The 17,618-nt window shown below is 33.9% G+C and carries 16 protein-coding genes and 5 tRNA genes; all 21 read right to left on the reverse strand.

Features of this window, described 5'->3' with window-relative positions; genetic code table 11:
* Window positions 1–4 precede the first annotated feature (4 nt).
* Window positions 5–75 (reverse strand) — tRNA-Gly (locus MHB61_RS09000).
* An 11-nt stretch (window positions 76–86) separates the two neighbouring features.
* Window positions 87–159, reverse strand: a tRNA-Phe gene (locus MHB61_RS09005).
* A gap of 4 nt (window positions 160–163) precedes the next feature.
* Window positions 164–237, reverse strand: a tRNA-Met gene (locus MHB61_RS09010).
* Between the two features lie 10 nt (window positions 238–247).
* Window positions 248–337, reverse strand: a tRNA-Ser gene (locus tag MHB61_RS09015).
* 5 nt (window positions 338–342) lie between these two features.
* Window positions 343–414, reverse strand: a tRNA-Glu gene (locus MHB61_RS09020).
* Between the two features lie 221 nt (window positions 415–635).
* Window positions 636–2,723, reverse strand: a complete 2,088-nt coding sequence (ftsH, locus tag MHB61_RS09025; RefSeq protein WP_003132177.1) for an ATP-dependent zinc metalloprotease FtsH — start codon at window positions 2,721–2,723, stop codon at window positions 636–638.
* Window positions 2,724–2,928: 205 nt separating this feature from the next.
* Window positions 2,929–3,480 carry a hypoxanthine phosphoribosyltransferase gene (hpt, locus tag MHB61_RS09030; RefSeq protein ID WP_003132175.1) on the reverse strand — a complete coding sequence of 184 codons (552 nt, stop codon included), beginning with the start codon at window positions 3,478–3,480 and terminating at the stop codon, window positions 2,929–2,931.
* A complete protein-coding gene (gene tilS / locus MHB61_RS09035; RefSeq protein WP_003132174.1) occupies window positions 3,461–4,732 on the reverse strand; it encodes a tRNA lysidine(34) synthetase TilS in 1,272 nt (423 codons plus the stop codon). Before tilS ends, hpt begins: the two co-directional genes overlap by 20 nt.
* Window positions 4,729–6,078: a serine hydrolase gene (locus tag MHB61_RS09040; RefSeq protein WP_080585170.1), complete on the reverse strand. Its 1,350-nt coding sequence runs from the start codon at window positions 6,076–6,078 to the stop codon at window positions 4,729–4,731. Before MHB61_RS09040 ends, tilS begins: the two co-directional genes overlap by 4 nt.
* A gap of 137 nt (window positions 6,079–6,215) precedes the next feature.
* Entirely contained in the window at window positions 6,216–6,539 is a 324-nt protein-coding gene (locus MHB61_RS09045; RefSeq protein WP_003132172.1) for a hypothetical protein, read from the reverse strand.
* Window positions 6,539–6,913, reverse strand: coding sequence for an FtsB family cell division protein (locus MHB61_RS09050; RefSeq protein ID WP_003132171.1), 375 nt, complete (start codon window positions 6,911–6,913; stop codon window positions 6,539–6,541). Before MHB61_RS09050 ends, MHB61_RS09045 begins: the two co-directional genes overlap by 1 nt.
* Window positions 6,914–6,941: 28 nt before the next feature.
* Window positions 6,942–7,211, reverse strand: coding sequence for an RNA-binding S4 domain-containing protein (locus MHB61_RS09055; protein WP_003132170.1), 270 nt, complete (start codon window positions 7,209–7,211; stop codon window positions 6,942–6,944).
* 118 nt (window positions 7,212–7,329) lie between these two features.
* Window positions 7,330–7,800 (reverse strand): hypothetical protein, encoded by a 471-nt coding sequence (locus MHB61_RS09060; RefSeq protein ID WP_003132169.1) that lies wholly within the window; start codon window positions 7,798–7,800, stop codon window positions 7,330–7,332.
* Window positions 7,801–7,958: 158 nt separating this feature from the next.
* The gene (mfd, locus tag MHB61_RS09065) at window positions 7,959–11,444 is read right to left on the reverse strand and encodes a transcription-repair coupling factor (protein WP_003132168.1); all 3,486 of its coding nucleotides are present in this window, start codon (window positions 11,442–11,444) and stop codon (window positions 7,959–7,961) included.
* Window positions 11,445–12,011, reverse strand: coding sequence for an aminoacyl-tRNA hydrolase (gene pth, locus MHB61_RS09070; protein WP_003132167.1), 567 nt, complete (start codon window positions 12,009–12,011; stop codon window positions 11,445–11,447).
* 17 nt (window positions 12,012–12,028) lie between these two features.
* The gene (locus tag MHB61_RS09075) at window positions 12,029–12,499 is read right to left on the reverse strand and encodes an AAA family ATPase (RefSeq protein WP_003132165.1); all 471 of its coding nucleotides are present in this window, start codon (window positions 12,497–12,499) and stop codon (window positions 12,029–12,031) included.
* Between the two features lie 194 nt (window positions 12,500–12,693).
* A complete protein-coding gene (locus MHB61_RS09080) occupies window positions 12,694–13,329 on the reverse strand; it encodes an ABC transporter ATP-binding protein (protein ID WP_003132164.1) in 636 nt (211 codons plus the stop codon).
* 1 nt (window position 13,330) lies between these two features.
* Window positions 13,331–15,322 carry a bacteriocin-associated integral membrane family protein gene (locus MHB61_RS09085; protein WP_003132163.1) on the reverse strand — a complete coding sequence of 664 codons (1,992 nt, stop codon included), beginning with the start codon at window positions 15,320–15,322 and terminating at the stop codon, window positions 13,331–13,333.
* Between the two features lie 12 nt (window positions 15,323–15,334).
* Entirely contained in the window at window positions 15,335–15,679 is a 345-nt protein-coding gene (locus MHB61_RS09090; protein WP_003132161.1) for a hypothetical protein, read from the reverse strand.
* Window positions 15,680–15,933: 254 nt separating this feature from the next.
* Window positions 15,934–16,257, reverse strand: a complete 324-nt coding sequence (locus MHB61_RS09095; RefSeq protein WP_003132160.1) for a helix-turn-helix domain-containing protein — start codon at window positions 16,255–16,257, stop codon at window positions 15,934–15,936.
* A gap of 111 nt (window positions 16,258–16,368) precedes the next feature.
* Entirely contained in the window at window positions 16,369–17,484 is a 1,116-nt protein-coding gene (gene ychF, locus MHB61_RS09100) for a redox-regulated ATPase YchF (protein WP_003132158.1), read from the reverse strand.
* Between the last annotated feature and the right edge of the window lie 134 nt (window positions 17,485–17,618).

Here is a 17,618-nt window from a genome sequence, read left to right on the forward strand (position 1 = left end):
GTTAAGCGGATGACGAGAATCGAACTCGCGTAGCCAGCTTGGAAGGCTGGGGTTCTACCATTAAACTACATCCGCTAAATAAGGAATGGCGCGAGACGGAATCGAACCGCCGACACATGGAGCTTCAATCCATTGCTCTACCAACTGAGCTACCGAGCCAAAATTGCGGGAATAGGATTTGAACCTATGACCTTCGGGTTATGAGCCCGACGAGCTACCTAGCTGCTCCATCCCGCGATAATTAAAAAGGAGGATGTGGGATTCGAACCCACGCACGCTTTTACACGCCTGACGGTTTTCAAGACCGTTCCCTTCAGCCGGACTTGGGTAATCCTCCAGATATAGTCCGTACGGGATTCGAACCCGTGTTACCGCCGTGAAAAGGCGGTGTCTTAACCCCTTGACCAACGGACCATATATTGTTGTGCTGTCTCAAACAGTACTTTTCTATTATACACTTTTATATTTTTTTGTCAAGAATAAACTGTGTTATCTTTTCAAAATAATATTTTAGATGAATAATAAGAAAGTCAGTCGTCTCAAACGACAACTATTTAATTATATCAAAATATTATTTTTTGTCAAGAATAAACTAGACCACTTATTCTAAAACATAAAAAAAAAGAAAAACAGCCTTATTCGGCTGTTTCATCTTCTGATTTTTCCTTATTTTCTTCTGGTTTAGAATCTGTTTTTTCATCACCATTATAGATATTAATGTTTGAAAAATCATCAACATTCGCATTTGCATCTTTGAGAGATTCTTCAAATGTTTTTGGTTCTGGTACTTCTGCTGCCGCTGCTTCATCAGGCATTTTTCCTGTTTTGAAGAGTGACATGATTTGTTTCGCATCAAGTGTTTCATATTTAAGCAGAGCTTCCGCAATTGCTTTATGTTGCTCACGGTGTGTTTCAATTGCTTCTTTAGCACGGTCATAAGCTTCACCGAGAATACGACGCACTTCATCATCAATCATAACAGCAGTTGCTTCTGAGTAAGTCTTAGTTTGACCATAGTCGCGACCAATAAATACTTGATGGTCTCCTTCATAAGATACCATACCAAGTTTCTTAGACATCCCATATTCAGTTACCATTGAACGAGCAATGTGTGTTGCTTTTTCGATATCATTTGATGCCCCTGGAGTAGCTACACCAAAGACAATTTCTTCACCAAGTCGTCCACCCATAAGGCTGGCAAGTTGGTCTTGAAGATGGAAATTAGTTGGTTGCATGATTTCTTCATCTGGAAGAGCAAGCATGTAACCACCGATGCGTCCACGTGGAACAACGGTAACTTTACGAACAGTAGATCCATTTTCAAGAACGAGTCCAACAATAGCGTGACCTGCTTCGTGGTAAGCCACGATCTCACGTTCGCGCATTGATTGAATACGATCTTTCTTAGCTGGACCAGCCATTGCACGGTCCATTCCTTCATCAATGTCAGCAGCATTGATTTCTTTTTTATTTTGACGTGCAGCAACAAGTGCAGCTTCATTCAAAACATTTTCCAAATCAGCTCCGACATAGCCTGGAGTTTGTGTAGCAACATTGTGCAAATCAACATCACTTGCTAAAGGTTTGTTTTTAGCATGAACTTTAAGAACGGCTTCACGACCTTTAACATCTGGAGCTCCGACCAAGACTTTACGGTCAAAACGACCTGGACGTAAAAGCGCTGGGTCAAGCACATCTGAACGGTTAGTTGCAGCAATAACGATTACTGAGTTGCCATCATCTTGGAAACCATCCATTTCAACGAGCAATTGGTTAAGGGTTTGTTCACGTTCATCGTTACCACCACCAAGACCTGCACCACGTTGACGACCAACAGCATCAATTTCATCAATAAAGATAATTGATGGTGCAGTTTTCTTAGCATTTTCAAATAAGTCACGGACACGTGAGGCACCAACACCGACAAACATTTCAACGAAATCAGAACCTGAGATACTATAGAAAGGAACTCCTGCTTCACCGGCAACAGCCTTAGCAAGCAATGTTTTACCTGTACCTGGAGGGCCTTCAAGAAGAACACCTGCTGGGATACGAGCTCCTAAATCATGATATTTTTTCGGATTTTTAAGGAAATCAACAACTTCTACAAGCTCTTGTTTTTCCTCTTCAGAACCGGCAACGTCAGCAAAACGAACTTTAGATGTTTTACCATCTTGTTGTTTAGCACGAGATTTACCGAAGGACATCGGATTTCCACCGCCGCCTCCGCCACGAGCGCCCATTCCGCCCATCATGAGCCAGAAGATACCAACAAATAGAAGCATTGGAATGATGTATGAGAGAATTTGAACCCACATACCACTTGATGAAGCTTGAACAACACTAAGTTTTACATCATTACTTTTAGCTGCATTTTGGATATCCTTGACAACACTGTCAGTTGGAATAATATAAGCTTGGAAGTTTTTAACTTCACTACTAGAATTGCCTAAAAGTGGGAAATTATTTGTTCCTTTTACTTTTACAGGTTCTTTATATTCACCTGTTACAGTAATTAAGCTATCAGAAGGTTGCATTGTGACGTTTTCAATCTTGTTACCGTCAAGTTTCGTCATCAATTGTGAATAGCTAATTTTATCCACGCTTGATTGATTACTACTGAAGAAGAAATTGAAACCGACAACAACAACAATAGCCAAGATTACCCACATCAAGATATTTTTTACAAAATTTCCTTGTTTTGGTTGTTTGTTGTTATTCATATTTTCCTTATCTTTTGTTTATTTATTATTAGAAAAGCCAAGAATTTACTTCTTAGTATCACTGGTAATAAAGGATACAGGCTAGTCAATAACAGCTATACCTAGTTATAGCATATTTCCTTTTGGAATGCTAATAGTAAGTATTGGTCAGAGATTTTTTCATACTTTAGTCTGAGAAAAACTTTAGATGACTAAAATCAACGAATTATTTGTTATAAACTTCTGGTTTTAAAACTCCGACATATGGAAGATTACGATAGTTTTCTTCGTAGTCCAAACCAAATCCAACAACAAATTCATTAGGAATTGTAAAACCTGAATAATCTGGTTTAATTTCAACAATTCGTCCTTCTGTTTTGTCAAGAAGTGTTACAATTTTTACGTTTGCTCCACGATGTTCCAAAAGTTCTTTTAGATATTTTAAAGTACGACCAGTATCGATAATATCTTCAACAATTAAAATATCACGACCTTTGACTGCTGTATCAACATCTAGGATTAATTTTACTTCACCAGAAGATTTTGTTCCGCCGTGATAACTTGATACAGTCATAAAGTCAGTTTCTAAGTGACAATCAATATGTTTGATTAATTCAGCTAAGAAAGGAACTGAACCGCGAAGAATTCCTAAGACTAATGGATTTTTTCCTTCGTATTCTTTTGTTAATATTTCTCCAAGTTCTTTGGATTTTTCTATAATTTCTTCTTCTGAAACTAATACTTTTTCAATGGCCTTATCAAGATTTTTTTCGAGCATCGTTGATTTCCTCTCCTATACTGGGTTTGACCCATAATATTCTTCTAATTTTATCATTTTTGAGCATTTTACTCAAATCAGAACACGCAAGACCGACAATGGCATAGAGTTTTTTATCAACGAAGATAAGTGGATTCTCTCGGGCCTTTAATGGAACTTTGTTATCAATAAAAAACTTGCGTAATTTTTTATGATGACCATTGATTAGAATTTGATCCCCAGGCTGGCGTTTACGAATTTCAATTTCCCCTTCAAGAGGCAAATAAACTTCCATAAATGATTCATCTTGCGGATTTTCACTTACAATCTCTACTGAATTCTCCCTTTCAAGTTGAATTTTTTCAAGATAAAAGAAATCTTTAGTCTTCACAAAATAAAATTCCTTATTCAATTTTGCGAAATATTGTTGAGGGCGATTGATAATATGAAGTACTTCCGCAAATTTTTTCTTACTTACTTCTATTTCTGGATATTGAGCAAAAAATGCTTGTAAGATAAAATGTTGTAATTCTTTTGTTTGGGAGATGAATTTTTTAGATGATATTTTTTCATCAACAATTTCAAGTTCCGAAATTTTTTGATTAATTACTGCCAACGCCTTTTTAATTTCCGAGCTCAAATCACTGATTGATTGTGAAAATTGAGGATTTTCTTTTGTTAATTCTGGAATTAGTTGATTACGTATTCTATTTCTAAAATAATCTAGTCCTTGATTTGTTGAATCTTCATAATAGATTTGTGCATCAAGTTCTTCTTTTGTAAATTTCAATAATGGTCTGATTAATTGCCCACTTGCAAAAGGTTGACGGTCAGCAATGCCCTGAAGACTTCTCAAAGGACGTCCTGTAATTTGACGCATTAATACCGTTTCAACAAGGTCTCCTTGATGATGAGCTGTCAGCAAAATATTGTAATTTTCTCCTATCATTAGCTTTTCAAAAAACTGATAACGGAAATCACGTGCATTTTTTTCTGTAAACTCTCCTGTAAACTTGTCAACATAAATTGGTACTTTAAGTTTTGTTGCCATTTCTCGAAGAGCAATTTCTTCAAACTTTGACTCTTCTCGTAAGCCATGATTAATGTGAGCCAGTCCCAGTTCAATACCGAGAACTTCTTTTAAATCATAGAGCCAGTTAAAAAGAGTCATTGAGTCTTTACCACCTGATAAAGCCAATAATATTTTTGAATCTTTATCAAAATAGTGTTCATCTTTGACTATTTTTAAAAATTTACGTTGAGCTGGTGTCATTTCATAACTCCATAAACATCTTGAGAAATTGCTTTTATTTCATCATCTGTTGCCCCATCAGTTTCAATTACCAAAAGATATGGTTTACTTGCAAATACAATGGCTGCATCATGATTATCTGTATCTGCACCACCAATTTTGTGAGCAACCGATATATTTTTAGGAACGCCTGCTCTAATTTTAACATCATCAAAAGAGGTATCAAATAAAGCGTTAAAGGAAGCCCCTCCTTCATTGTAAAGAGCTTCTAGCATTCTACCTACCATTTGAGCTGAGGCATTTCGCTCTTTTGGATTCCACTCTTGTCCAGCAATCCTATTTATTTCTTTTTGATAGTTTGGATTAAACTCCTGGGTTTCATAATAGGCGAGCATATTACTTCCGACATTGTCTGAGAGTTTGGCTGTTCTATTGATAACATCCTGAAGACTGTAATATTTATTATCTGCTGTTTTTGGTAAATTTCCAGTTCCTTCTGGTTTATAACTTCCATAAAAAGTATTAATGGCTGGGGTGTACAATAGTTTGTCATCAAGTGAAGCCAAACCTTCATTAAGTCGTTTTTGAGTCCAATAAAGAATTGGAATTTTAGAAAGACTCGCTGAATACATTTTCTGTTCTTGGTTTACACCAGCTGTAAACTTATCGTCAAGTTCTTTGACATAGATCGAATACTTTTTGTCATTGTATTTCTGATTCAATAATGTCTGAACTTGTTTGATTTTGGGATTTTCCAAAGAAATATCATTTTCTGAAACCCAACCCGTTTGGCCATTATCCAAAGATACTTCGTAGTAAGTTCCCCAGTTAGTCTTAGCCATTTTATCAGCAGAAAGTTGATGTGTACCACTTAAATTTGTCATTATTTGATTATCATAAGTGGTTACGGGGTTGTAAAATACATTGTCACTTTTATCAGTATATATTGTTGTATTTGTTGACTCTCTAGAAATTGTAAGATCTGATATCACAGCTTTTTTGTCAGTAGAAATATACTTTCCTGTCTTTAACTTAAAGGATTTCCCAACGATTTCGGCAATATCTAATTGTGTCTTAGCTGGAATTTTACCAACTGATTTAGTAAGGTTTGAGTCCTCATAAGTTGTTAATTCTTGATAAGCCACTGCTCTTTGGGGGATTGAAGTCCAAGTTTCAGTTTCTTTTTCTTTGTCTGTAACTTTGTCAGCTGCAACAATATTTTTTGATTTACTGACATTTTTGTCAGCAAAATATCTTGTTTGTGAAAAAGCAAAAAAGCCTGTGATAATCATTAAAAGCATCACCAAGGCTACTCCACTATTAATTTTTGTTCTCTGTTTTTGCATGATTAAAACCTTGCCCAACATCTTATCCATTCCATAGAATAATTTCTGTTGTAATCTTTATCTTTTTAATTCCTAGAATTTTTCATAAAATAGGTGCTATTTTTAGTCAATAGAATAGTCAAAGAAAAAACTAAATAATATTTTTTCTTTTTAATTATTTAGTTCAATTCACGATTTTTTTGCTCAAGTTCTGTAAGTCTTTGGTGACTTGTTTCTAAAAATTCGGCATAGACATTTTTAAAAATTTTTTCTTGATAATTTAAATCAACCTTACCATCTTCATGTATATTTGAAATTTCAACACCAATCAAATCTCCAATTTGTACTTTGGGTACATTTTTAGGGATTTGTGACCAACGCAAAAGTCCTCTATTTTTACTGACAGCTTTGTCAGCAAGTTTTTCTGTACTTTCGTCAAGTTTGTCAGTAGAAATTTTTACAAAAAGTCCAAATCTTGTAATGTTTTCAACTTGTCCAATCATTATTTTGACCCGTTACTTCCAATCAAGGGACTGTCAGTAGTAAAAACTTTTTCATCACTTTGTGAATATTCTTGACCGTCACTCCGAGCAAATTTTTGGAGATAGTTAGGATCCTGAAGTTTTGATATTTCTTCTTTTTTAATCGTTACTTCTTTAGAAAGACTCTCATATTGTTTCTTTGCACTTTGTTCTAAAGCTACTTGACTGTGCAAAGTTTCATATGATTTTATCAAACTCATACTTGCTAAACTAAAAAGTAAAATTGCTACGATCAAAATAAGCCCTAAATGTTTTCTTTTTGGTACTGGGTTTAAATTTCTTTTTTTATGCTTCTGAGTGTACTTATTATTTAGTTGAATCACTTGCTTTGCCATGACAACCTCCAATCTATTTTGATGATAATTACTCAACTTCTTCTGTAATACGAGTTTCGCTAATCATTTCATACATTTTATCAGCATCTTCTTTACGTGTAAACTCTTTTAATTCAGCAACCCGAACTTCAACAATTTTATTTCCGAAACGAATTTCAATTGTGTCATTAAATTTTACATCAGATGAAGATTTCGCTAATTTTCCGTTAATTTTAATCCGACCTTTGTCGGCAACTTCTTTCGCAACTGGACGACGTTTAATCAAGCGCGAAACTTTTAAAAACTTATCTAATCTCATGGTTTGATTATAACATATTTCATTTTGTTTGAAAATGCCTTTATTTATAATAATAAGGCTCCATCATTAGTGACAGAACCTTATTAATTTACTGACAGACCTGTCAGTAATTTTTTTATTATTTTGAACGTCTAAGTTCTTGATATTCTAGCCTTGCTGCTTTGGCGTCTTCTTTCATTGTTGGATAAGCTTTTTTTATATCATTAGCTGAAATAAAGAAGAAAACAATCGCAATAATTTCAATTGGAAGTAGAATAAGACTTGAAAGTCCTAAAGCAATATTTCCTGTCCCTCCCGCTGAAACTTCGGTAACTAATAAAACCATAAGAACAACTCCTAATCCTTGAGTTACATACATTAAAATTGGTGCCACATGTTTTCTTTTTCTTACTAAATCCAGTTTACTTGCCCAAACATGAGCAAAAATCACAAAAACAAAAACGATTGTTCCAAAAGTTCCTTTATTGTACCCCACTAAAGATAATAGAAAAACAAGAATAATAAAGATTGGAATAATAAGATAGTAAGAATAAGTTTGATAGGGTCGGCTTTTTTCTCTCAACTCCGCTTTTGCTGCTTTTAAATCCACTTTTATAAATCTCCTTTAAAATATGAGTTTAATTTTATAAATTACATCTTGAGAATTTTTTCTCTTTATGTTTTTTATTTCCATAAAATTATTAAACTCTATTTTTTATAGTTTTATATAAAAGCATTGTATCATATTTATCTTTTTTTACAAAATAATTACTTGTTTTCGTAACTGTCTCGTATTTTTGATAATTCTTCAATAAAATTCATTATTTCGCTCAAAAGAACAACGGAGTTTCGATTTTCAATTTTAAAGCGGAAAGTCATTTTACCATATTTTTCCCCCACAGAAGCTTTCATGCTTGTTTTAGCCAAGGCTTTGAAATAATCTTGTGGGTCATAGGTGGTATTAGCCACTTTTTCCAAAGTAACAGTTGCTTCAAATCTCGATTTTTCAATTTTTTCAACTAAGGCATTATCTGCAAAGTGTTTTAAGAGACCAATTTCCAGAAGATAAGCGACTTCATCTGGATATTCTCCAAAACGGTCAACCAATTCTTCTTGTAGTTCTTCATAAATCTCCCGACTATCAATTTGACGAATTCGTTTGTAAATTTCAATTTTTTGACGTTCATCAGAAATATAATAAGCAGGAATAAAGGCATCCAATTCCAAAAAAATTTCCACATTTGAAGTCCGTTTTTGCTTACTTGTCCCAAGTTTAGCGTGAATGGCTTCTTCCAACAGTTGTGAGTACAAATCGAAACCAACAGAATCAATAAATCCTGATTGCTCACTTCCCAGTAAATTACCAGCACCACGGATAGACAAATCACGCATGGCAATCTTGAAACCTGAGCCTAATTCTGTAAAGCCTTTAATAGCTTCCAAACGTTTTTCCGAAACTTCAGACAATATTTTTTCAGGTCGATACATTAAATAGGCGTAAGCCACCCGATTTGAACGCCCCACTCGCCCTCTTAATTGATAAAGTTGTGACAAGCCCATCATATCCGCATTTTCAATAAAAAGCGTATTCGCATTTGGAATATCAACCCCAGTTTCAATGATTGTCGTTGCAACAAGCACATCATAATCACCTGCGATAAAGGCAAGTAAAGTATTTTCAAGTTGTACTTCAGTCATTTGGCCGTGTATAAAACCAATTCTTGCTTCAGGAATTAATTCTTCTAATTGAGAAACTTTTTGCTCAATCGTGTCAACTCTGTTGTAAACATAGTAAACTTGTCCACCACGAGAGATTTCTCTCAACACTGCATCACGAACCACACCGTAGTTTGTTTCCATGACATAGGTTTGAACTGGATAACGGTTTGTTGGTGGTGTTTCAATAACTGACAAATCACGAATTCCAAGCATTGACATATGTAGAGTCCTAGGAATAGGTGTGGCTGTCAATGTCAAAACATCAACCTGGGTTTTTAATTCTTTCAAACGTTCTTTATGCTTAACCCCAAAACGTTGTTCTTCATCAATAATCATCAAACCTAAATCAAAAAATTCAACATCTTTTGAAAGTAAACGGTGAGTTCCAATAATTAAATCAACTCGTCCTTTTTTCAATTTGGCTAGAATTTCAGTTTGCTGTGTTTTCGTTTGAAAACGGCTGAGAACTTCGACATTTACACCAAAGTTGATAAAACGTTCAGTAAAATTATTAAAATGCTGCTCAGCAAGAACAGTCGTTGGCACAAGAACTGCGACTTGTTTCCCGTCATTTATGGCTTTGAAGGCTGCTCGCATTGCAACTTCGGTTTTACCAAAACCAACATCACCAACTAACAAGCGGTCCATTGGCCGTTCAAGTTCCATATCATGCTTAATTTCATTGATTGAACGCATCTGGTCTTCAGTTTCAACATATGAAAAACCAGAATCAAATTCTTCTTGACTGGTGTCATCCGGCGAGAATGCAAATCCTTTTTTCGCCTGACGTTCAGCATAAAGTTTAATCAAATCATCTGAAATATCTTCAACTTGTTTACTGACATAAGACATGGTTTTACGCCAACGCCCATCGTTCAGTTTATTGATTTTAGGACTTTTTCCTTCACCAGCTGTATATTTACTGAGTAAATCTAGGTGATCAACTGGAACAGAAATTGTATCCCCATTTTGATATTGAATGGTCAGATAATCACGATGCATTCCGCCGACTTCAAGCGTTTGTAAACCTAAATATTTCCCAATCCCATGATTCTTATGGACAACAAAATCACCAACAGCGAGTTCATTGTAATCTTTTAGCCTTTCTGCATTTGTAATATTCAGTTTGCGTGCCTTTTTCTTACGCATTTTACCAAATATTTCATGCTCAGTCATGACGACTAATTTTTCATCGAGGAAATTAAAACCATTGGATAATTGCAAATCAATCAGATTGACTTTACCCACTTGAATAGATTCTCTGTCAACCTCTTGTAAACTTAAATCTAATTCATGGAGTGATTTACGGAGTTTTTCTGATGATACAGCTAAAACAACTGTAAACTCTTGCTTAATAAATCGTTCAACTTCAGTGTAAAAAAGTTCTAATTGACCGAAAAATTGTTGCATTGAATGTTGTTTGAAATTATAAAGTTGTTCAAATCTGAGATTTCCGAGCCCTTTTTGGAAATTTGAAAAGAAGGTAGCAGGCTTATAATTTCTAACTTTTGCCATTGTATCTAGCAAATAAGTCTGCCCTTCAAATCCTCTTTCCATTGCTTTTTCAGATAAAATGAAATCTGCTAATTCCATTTCTAACTTATTATTCATTTCATTTACTTTTTGAAAATCATCAATGAATATTTGAACATTTTTTGGAAAATAATTTAAAAGTGAAGTTTTTTTATCATAAAAATACTCCGCAAATTTTCGTAAATCTTTGTGATAGTAGTGATTTTGAGCTGCTGAAATCACTTCTTCCATATATGATTTTGCTGACGGGTCTGTCAGTAAATTTGTCATTTCTGTCAGTGATTTTGCACCCTTGTCAAATTCTTTGTCAGTCAAAATAAAATCACTTGCCGGATATATTTCCAAACGTTCAAGGCTTGTCAGTGAACGTTGACTCTCCACATCAAATGAGCGAATCGTATCTACTTCATCACCAAAAAACTCTAAACGTACCGGATTTTCCGCATCTAAAGGATAAATATCAACGATATCTCCTCGCATTGAAAATTCACCTGGCGTCATCACGCGCTGTGTCTTTTCATAACCAGCTTTTGATAATAAATTAACTAAATTTGATAAATCATACTCATCCCCAGAGGTCAGTAAAAGATAATTTTCTAAAAAATTTTCGGGACTTGGTAAATAGCTCCGTAATGCCAAAAAAGGTATGACCAAAAATCCTGTTGACTTTTCGTCAAGTAGGAAATTAAGTGCCTCAAGTCGATAAGCAACTCGATCTTTAGATGCAAGTGCGAACTCTGCGTAGATGTTATCGTCAGAAAAAAATTGAAAAACTTTTTCTTCACCAAGCAAAGTTGACAGTTCATCATAAAGTTCATTCGCATGAAACTGGCTGTCAGTAACAATAATATATTTGTCAGCAACATTTTCATAAGCATTTGCCATCACTAAGCTCTTTGCTGTTCCTGACAATCCTGTCAGTAAAGTTCGCTCACGCTTTGAAAAACCTTGTTGCCATTTTTGTAGTTGCCAATTTTGGTCAAAAAATTCAATAATATTCATTTAGTTAAATTTATTCATTGTCTTTTGAAAATCACCATTTTCAAGATAGAATTTCATTGCATCAACAGCTTTGAAAATTCCATCTTGAGCAATTTCCTTATCTTCATTGTCAAAACCAGATAGTACATGATTCACAACTGTCATCCCATGTTTTGGACGGCCAATCCCAATTTTTACACGGTTAAAGGTTTGACTTCCCACATGTGTAATGACTGATTTTATTCCATTTTGTCCACCTGATGACCCTTTTTGTCTTAGACGCACGCGCCCGACTGGTGAGTCCAAGTCATCATGCATGACCGTTAAATCTGCCTCGTCTATATTATAATATTTCAAAAGTGGCGCCACCGCACGCCCAGATTCATTCATAAAAGTCAAAGGTTTCACGAGAAACAATTTTTCACCATTCACAAATGTTGACGCGACAAGCGACATAAAAGGTTTTTCTTCTTTAAAATCAACATTCAGTTCTTTTGCCAGTAAATCAAGTGCCATAAAGCCCATATTATGTTTTGTTTTTTCATATTTATCGCCTGGGTTTCCCAAGCCAACAATCATTTTTGTCATTTTCTATTCTTTCTTCTCTATTTTTGAAAATTTTTTATAAATTGCCGAATTTCTCTTTTATTGTGTAAAACAATTTTATTTTTTTGAGCATTTATCAGTTCACTCCGGCCAATTTTTTGCCAGATAAACATCTGTTTTAACATCTGTAAACTTGGTCGATAAGTTGATTTTTCAAGTCTCAATTTTTGTTTTACATAGCGCTTAATTATCCGATATTTCAGTAAGTTTTTAGGTAAATCTAAATAAATAATCTTGTCAACTTTGTCTAACAATGGAATAAATCGTTCGCGTAATGTATCTTCAATGATAAAACACTCATTCTTAAAAATACACTCAATTGACTCGAAAACTTCTTTATCTGTTCGATTTCTTTCACCTTCATGAACGATATTATCCAAGTGAAACACGCGCATTGAGTTTTTTTCACTTAATTTCCTAGCCAACGTTGATTTTCCAGAACCAACTGTTCCGACAATATAGATTTTCATTAGTTTAACCTACCAAATTTACTGACAGACTTTTCAGCTGTCCTATTTTTATCTGTCAGTAAATATTTCAATAAAAGCCAAAAGGCCGATTCATAAAAATCAGCTTCTGAGATTATTATAACATGTTTATTTACCTAGAGGAGAAAAAAAAAGACCCAATATTTTTATTGAGCCTTTTTAATTTTCATCACAGATCATTCCCCAATCTCAATAACCAAATCACTAATTTCTTTCAGATAAGAATCATATGTCACAATGACAACCGTCTTTCCCTTATCAACTTCTTGACGCAAAAGAGCAATCACTTCATTTCTATTTTCTGTATCAAGCGAACCTGTTGGTTCATCTGCCAAAATCAGCTGACTTTCTTTTAATAAAGCCCGTGCAATTGCTACTCTTTGTTTCTCTCCACCAGAAAGACTATAAACTTTTGTATTTAATCGATGATTTATGCCTACTTGGAGTAACAAATTCTTCATCTTTTTTCGTTTTTCTTTTTTGGAAATTCTATAATAAATCAGTGCTATCTCTAATTTTTTTTCGATTGTTTCATCTTCCAATAAAGCAAAGTTTTGAAAAAGATAGGAAATTTTATTTCTCCTCATCTTTAAAGCTAAGGAACTATTAAAAGGTGGTGCAAACTGACCGTTAAAATAATATTTCCCATCATCATAATCCTCAATTAAACCGATAATATTCAAAAGTGTTGACTTTCCCGCACCACTTGTCCCATAAATTGCGGTCATTTTTCCTTCCGGAATTTTTAAATTTAATTTATCAAAAATAATATGCCCTTTGTAACTTTTTGTCAGTTCTTCAATCTCAATCATTCTATTCTCCTTTCAAGACATTCAAAAATAGTCCTTTTTGTAGTTTTAGCAATATCAAAATAATAATCAAAATTTCTAAGACAAAATAAATTCCCAGTCCCTCCAGTGTGATGTTAACATCTCTTTGACTTAAAGCAAAAGCAAAATATAAACTTCCCTGCACTAAGACTATTGCAAAAAGAGTTTTATAAGTTACAAAGAAAGAAATTCCATATAATCTTTTGACCGCAATTTTCTTTTTGTATGTTTCAAAATAAAAAACCGTAGTTGTCAGAATCATTGATAAAAATATAAGAATCACTAAACCATTAGTAACAGCATAATTATAGGGATTTCCAACCGTACTCAAATTATCCGTTTTACTTATATCGTCTATCTTAATCATGGAAGGGTGAGTTTCAAGAGCACTATTTTTCTTCAAAATAGGAATAAGAGGTTGATATGTTTTTTCTATTGTTCCCCTAATTTTAAATTTCAAAACAGTATTGTGTTGAAAAGTAATATTTCCCTTATCAGTAAAATTTTTTCTCGTATAAACTTCTACTAAATCTGGAGATATTTTGGTACTATTTTCGTCTAGTAAGTCTAACTTTTGAGCATCTTTTATGAAGTAGTATTTTATAGTTGAACCTTTAAAAAATGCCAATGAATCAGAAGAAGCATAATATTTTTTTATCTTAGAAAGTTGAGATTTATATTTTTCCGAAACCAAAATAATCCCCGAATTTGTATCAGGATTTATTTCTACTCTTTGATTGTCCTGAGAGTATATAGCAAATTTTGAAAGATAGTTATCATTAATTTGTAAGTCATTCAGACTATCATTTTCTACAATATCAATGCTTGAATCAGAAATATAAAGTCCATCATGTTCCTCAGCATAAACAAATAAATCAATGAATGATAGATTTAGGGGCTGACCTCCGTCATAGCCTGAAAATTCTGGGTAAAGTACGGCATATTCTTGCCCAATTTTGGAAGTTATTTCTAGCTTAGCATTTACAAAATAGAGTAGAGTTGCTGTTGTAAAAACTGTAATCAAAAATACAAATGCTTTGACCGCATAGAGAACATAGTGACTATACTTAAAAAATGACTTAGAGTTAATCTGATTGGCAAGTGAAAAGCTAGATACAAGTACTATGGAGATATAGGAAACTATGATAACAAGTAACAGCATAATAAACATTTGCAAACTAAATTGAAGATTAAATCCTCTGAAAACTAAAAAACTTGAAAATATATAAGCCAGCAATGTCACTATAAAAAATTCTTTCAAAAATAAACGCAAGCCTATCCTATGAGCGCTGACGCCATTCAAACGATAAGTAGCAATTTTTTTATTATTTCCAACTAACCAAACAAATAAAAAGATAGCAAAGAAAACTATCGAAATTCCTATAAATAAAGATAAATTATCATTAGTTAAACCAATGAAACTAGTATAATTATTAGGATAAAAATCACTAGGACGAGTCATTAATTTTTTAGAAGTAATATGAGTCCCATATTTTTGATTAAGAGCTATTAAAAAGTCTTGGAGAGAAGTTTGGATATTTTTATTTTTTATATAAACATCACTATTTTCCTGTTCTACAGTCGTAATATTCTTAAGAGGCTCACTCCATAATTGACAGCTAAAACCGTGAGATACAAAAGTTTTTTTATCAGATGTTTGATAGTTTGTCTTGTAAAACACCGCTTTACTATCCATTTTAAGCAAATCCGCATGACCTTTCCCATCGTTCTTTACTCCACCATACGTACTCCTAAAAATAAAAGATGCCCCAGTTTTAGCTGACACACCTTCTACAAGGGAAATTAAATTCTTGTCGCTACTAATGGATGAAGGAAGATAAATTTGTGTAAAATCTTGAACATCATAATTTTTTTCAATTTGCTTATCTACAAAATTATTTTTTACTATATTGGCAGAAGATATTGAAATAACAATAAATAGAACAAGAAGAACAAACTTAATAACCTTATTCATATTAACTCCCTATTATAATTTGACAAACCAACCACTATAACCAGCATTCCATGCCCCAATAGCTTTCGCCTGTGCAATCTTGTTAGCTGATACGGTATTACTAAAAGCTGTTGCACTTTTTCCGACTTTTGCCCAGCTATAATGTCTTTGATTTATTTGGGCATTATCATGCGCAGTAGCTTTAGTAATCGTCGGATTAAATCGTTCGATATAATTCGTATTCCAACCACCAGAAACAAAAACCTGTGCCGAAGCAAAAGCTGTTCCTGAGATAAGTGCAGTCCCCAGTACTAAAACCGATACTTTTCTCTTTATATTTCTGCGTCTAATCAGAGCGCGTGTCATTGTAAGTTCCATTGTGTTCCTCCTTCAAATTGTTTATAAGCTAGCTAAAATATCTATCAGAGTGCTAGTACTTTTCTTCTGATATGATAGAGTAATACTATTTTGTTAACGCTTTCTTGAAGTGATTATACTCGGTTTTAATTTATTTGTCAAAATTTTAACTTTAAAAAAACTTAATTTAATAAAACGTAACTTTAAGATTTACATCGTACTCTTTTGAATGTTTTTACCAAACAAAAAAAGACCAAAATGGTCTTTCATTATCATCAAAACAAATGTAAAACAAATTTCAAAATAAAAAGTAAAGGAATAATAAATCCCCAACCCACCTTATAGATTAACTTCAAAGTCCGTTTGTCATCAATCTCATGTTTTGCTTTTTCTTCCATCTTTTTGTCACCTTTGAGCAACGTGTCCAAAGAACAATCGAAAATTTCACTAAGTAAGATAATTTGGCCTGTTGTTGGTAGTGATTTTCCTGTCTCCCATTTTGAAATTGATTGACGAGAAATATGCATTTTTTTCGCCAATTCTTCCTGACTGAGATTTTTCATTTTACGATTTTCTTTGATTATCTGAGAGATTTCCATGTTGCCTTCCTTTCATGCTTTAAGAGTATCGTTTTTTATTCTTCAACTCAAGCATTTTTAGGTTGCAAAAATGCACCGATTCGGTGCATTTCTTCATTTCATTTACAAGGTTTACACGTTGAAACGGAATTCCATAATGTCGCCATCTTGACCAACATATTCTTTTCCTTCTTCACGCAAGCGACCGGCTTCACGAACAGCTTTTTCTGAACCGTATTTAAGCAAATCATCATAAGACATAGTTACTGCGCGGATAAAGCCTTTTTCAAAGTCTGTATGGATAATTCCTGCCATTTGTGGAGCTTTCATTCCACGCTTGAAGGTCCAAGCACGGACTTCTTTTTCACCAGCAGTAAAGTAAGTGGCAAGTCCAAGAAGGTGGTAAGCTGCACGAGTCAACATATCAACACCAGATTCTTTTAAGCCAATTGCTTCCAAAAATTCTGCTTTTTCATCATCTTCCAACTCTGAGATTTCTTCTTCAACACGAGCAGAAATCACAGCAACTTCAGCATTTTCAGTCGCCGCAAACTCACGAATTTGTTTCACGTATTCGATATTATCAGGTTCGCCTACTTCATCTTCTGAAACATTAGCTACATAAAGAACTGGTTTACTTGTCAATAAGAACAAGCTTTTAAGAACCTTTGTTTCATCTTCGTCAAAGTCAATTGTTCGTGCTGTTTTACCATCTTCAAGTACCGGTTTGAGCTTTTTCAAAACATTAAATTCTGCGACCGCATCTTTATCTTTTGCCGTACGAGCAACTTTTTCAACACGCGCATAACGTTTATTGACTGATTCTAAATCGGCCAAAATTAATTCAAGATTAATTGTTTCAATGTCTGCCATTGGATCAATAAAAGCATCTTCACGATTATTTTCACGCATTACATTTTCATCATCAAAAGCTCGAACAACGTGAATGATGGCATCTACTTCACGAATATTGGCAAGAAATTTATTTCCTAGACCTTCTCCGCGTGAAGCCCCTTTAACAATCCCAGCAATATCTGTAAATTCAAAAGTTGTCGGAACAGTTTTCTTAGGTTTAATCAACTCTGTTAACTTGTTTAAACGTTCATCCGGTACTTCTACCATCCCAACATTTGGGTCAATTGTTGCAAAAGGATAGTTTGCAGCTTCTGCGCCTGCTTTTGTAATTGCATTAAAAAGAGTTGATTTACCAACGTTTGGTAAACCAACGATACCTGCTGTTAAAGCCATGTTTTATATTCTCCAAAATTAAGATTAATTAGTTCTAATTATACTGTAAATCGCCTAAAAACACAATAAAGGCAAGGAAAATCATAGAAAATCTCTAAGTTTACAAGTTTACACAAGGCTCGTAAACAATAGAG

The organism is Lactococcus sp. FSL K6-0773, assembly GCF_038006485.1.
GTDB classification, from domain to species: Bacteria; Bacillota; Bacilli; order Lactobacillales; family Streptococcaceae; genus Lactococcus; species Lactococcus lactis.

What these genes read in the sequence shown, in the direction of transcription:
- ftsH (WP_003132177.1), bottom strand. Translation starts at nt 2,723, where the DNA reads ATGAATAACAACAAACAACCAAAACAAGGAAATTTTGTAAAAAATATC.
- tilS (WP_003132174.1), bottom strand. Translation starts at nt 4,732, where the DNA reads ATGACACCAGCTCAACGTAAATTTTTAAAAATAGTCAAAGATGAACAC.
- MHB61_RS09090 (WP_003132161.1), bottom strand. Translation starts at nt 15,679, where the DNA reads ATGGAACTTACAATGACACGCGCTCTGATTAGACGCAGAAATATAAAG.
- MHB61_RS09055 (WP_003132170.1), bottom strand. Translation starts at nt 7,211, where the DNA reads ATGAGATTAGATAAGTTTTTAAAAGTTTCGCGCTTGATTAAACGTCGT.
- MHB61_RS09050 (WP_003132171.1), bottom strand. Translation starts at nt 6,913, where the DNA reads ATGGCAAAGCAAGTGATTCAACTAAATAATAAGTACACTCAGAAGCAT.
- MHB61_RS09095 (WP_003132160.1), bottom strand. Translation starts at nt 16,257, where the DNA reads ATGGAAATCTCTCAGATAATCAAAGAAAATCGTAAAATGAAAAATCTC.
- MHB61_RS09085 (WP_003132163.1), bottom strand. Translation starts at nt 15,322, where the DNA reads ATGAATAAGGTTATTAAGTTTGTTCTTCTTGTTCTATTTATTGTTATT.
- ychF (WP_003132158.1), bottom strand. Translation starts at nt 17,484, where the DNA reads ATGGCTTTAACAGCAGGTATCGTTGGTTTACCAAACGTTGGTAAATCA.
- MHB61_RS09080 (WP_003132164.1), bottom strand. Translation starts at nt 13,329, where the DNA reads ATGATTGAGATTGAAGAACTGACAAAAAGTTACAAAGGGCATATTATT.
- mfd (WP_003132168.1), bottom strand. Translation starts at nt 11,444, where the DNA reads ATGAATATTATTGAATTTTTTGACCAAAATTGGCAACTACAAAAATGG.
- pth (WP_003132167.1), bottom strand. Translation starts at nt 12,011, where the DNA reads ATGACAAAAATGATTGTTGGCTTGGGAAACCCAGGCGATAAATATGAA.
- MHB61_RS09075 (WP_003132165.1), bottom strand. Translation starts at nt 12,499, where the DNA reads ATGAAAATCTATATTGTCGGAACAGTTGGTTCTGGAAAATCAACGTTG.
- MHB61_RS09040 (WP_080585170.1), bottom strand. Translation starts at nt 6,078, where the DNA reads ATGTTGGGCAAGGTTTTAATCATGCAAAAACAGAGAACAAAAATTAAT.
- hpt (WP_003132175.1), bottom strand. Translation starts at nt 3,480, where the DNA reads ATGCTCGAAAAAAATCTTGATAAGGCCATTGAAAAAGTATTAGTTTCA.
- MHB61_RS09045 (WP_003132172.1), bottom strand. Translation starts at nt 6,539, where the DNA reads ATGATTGGACAAGTTGAAAACATTACAAGATTTGGACTTTTTGTAAAA.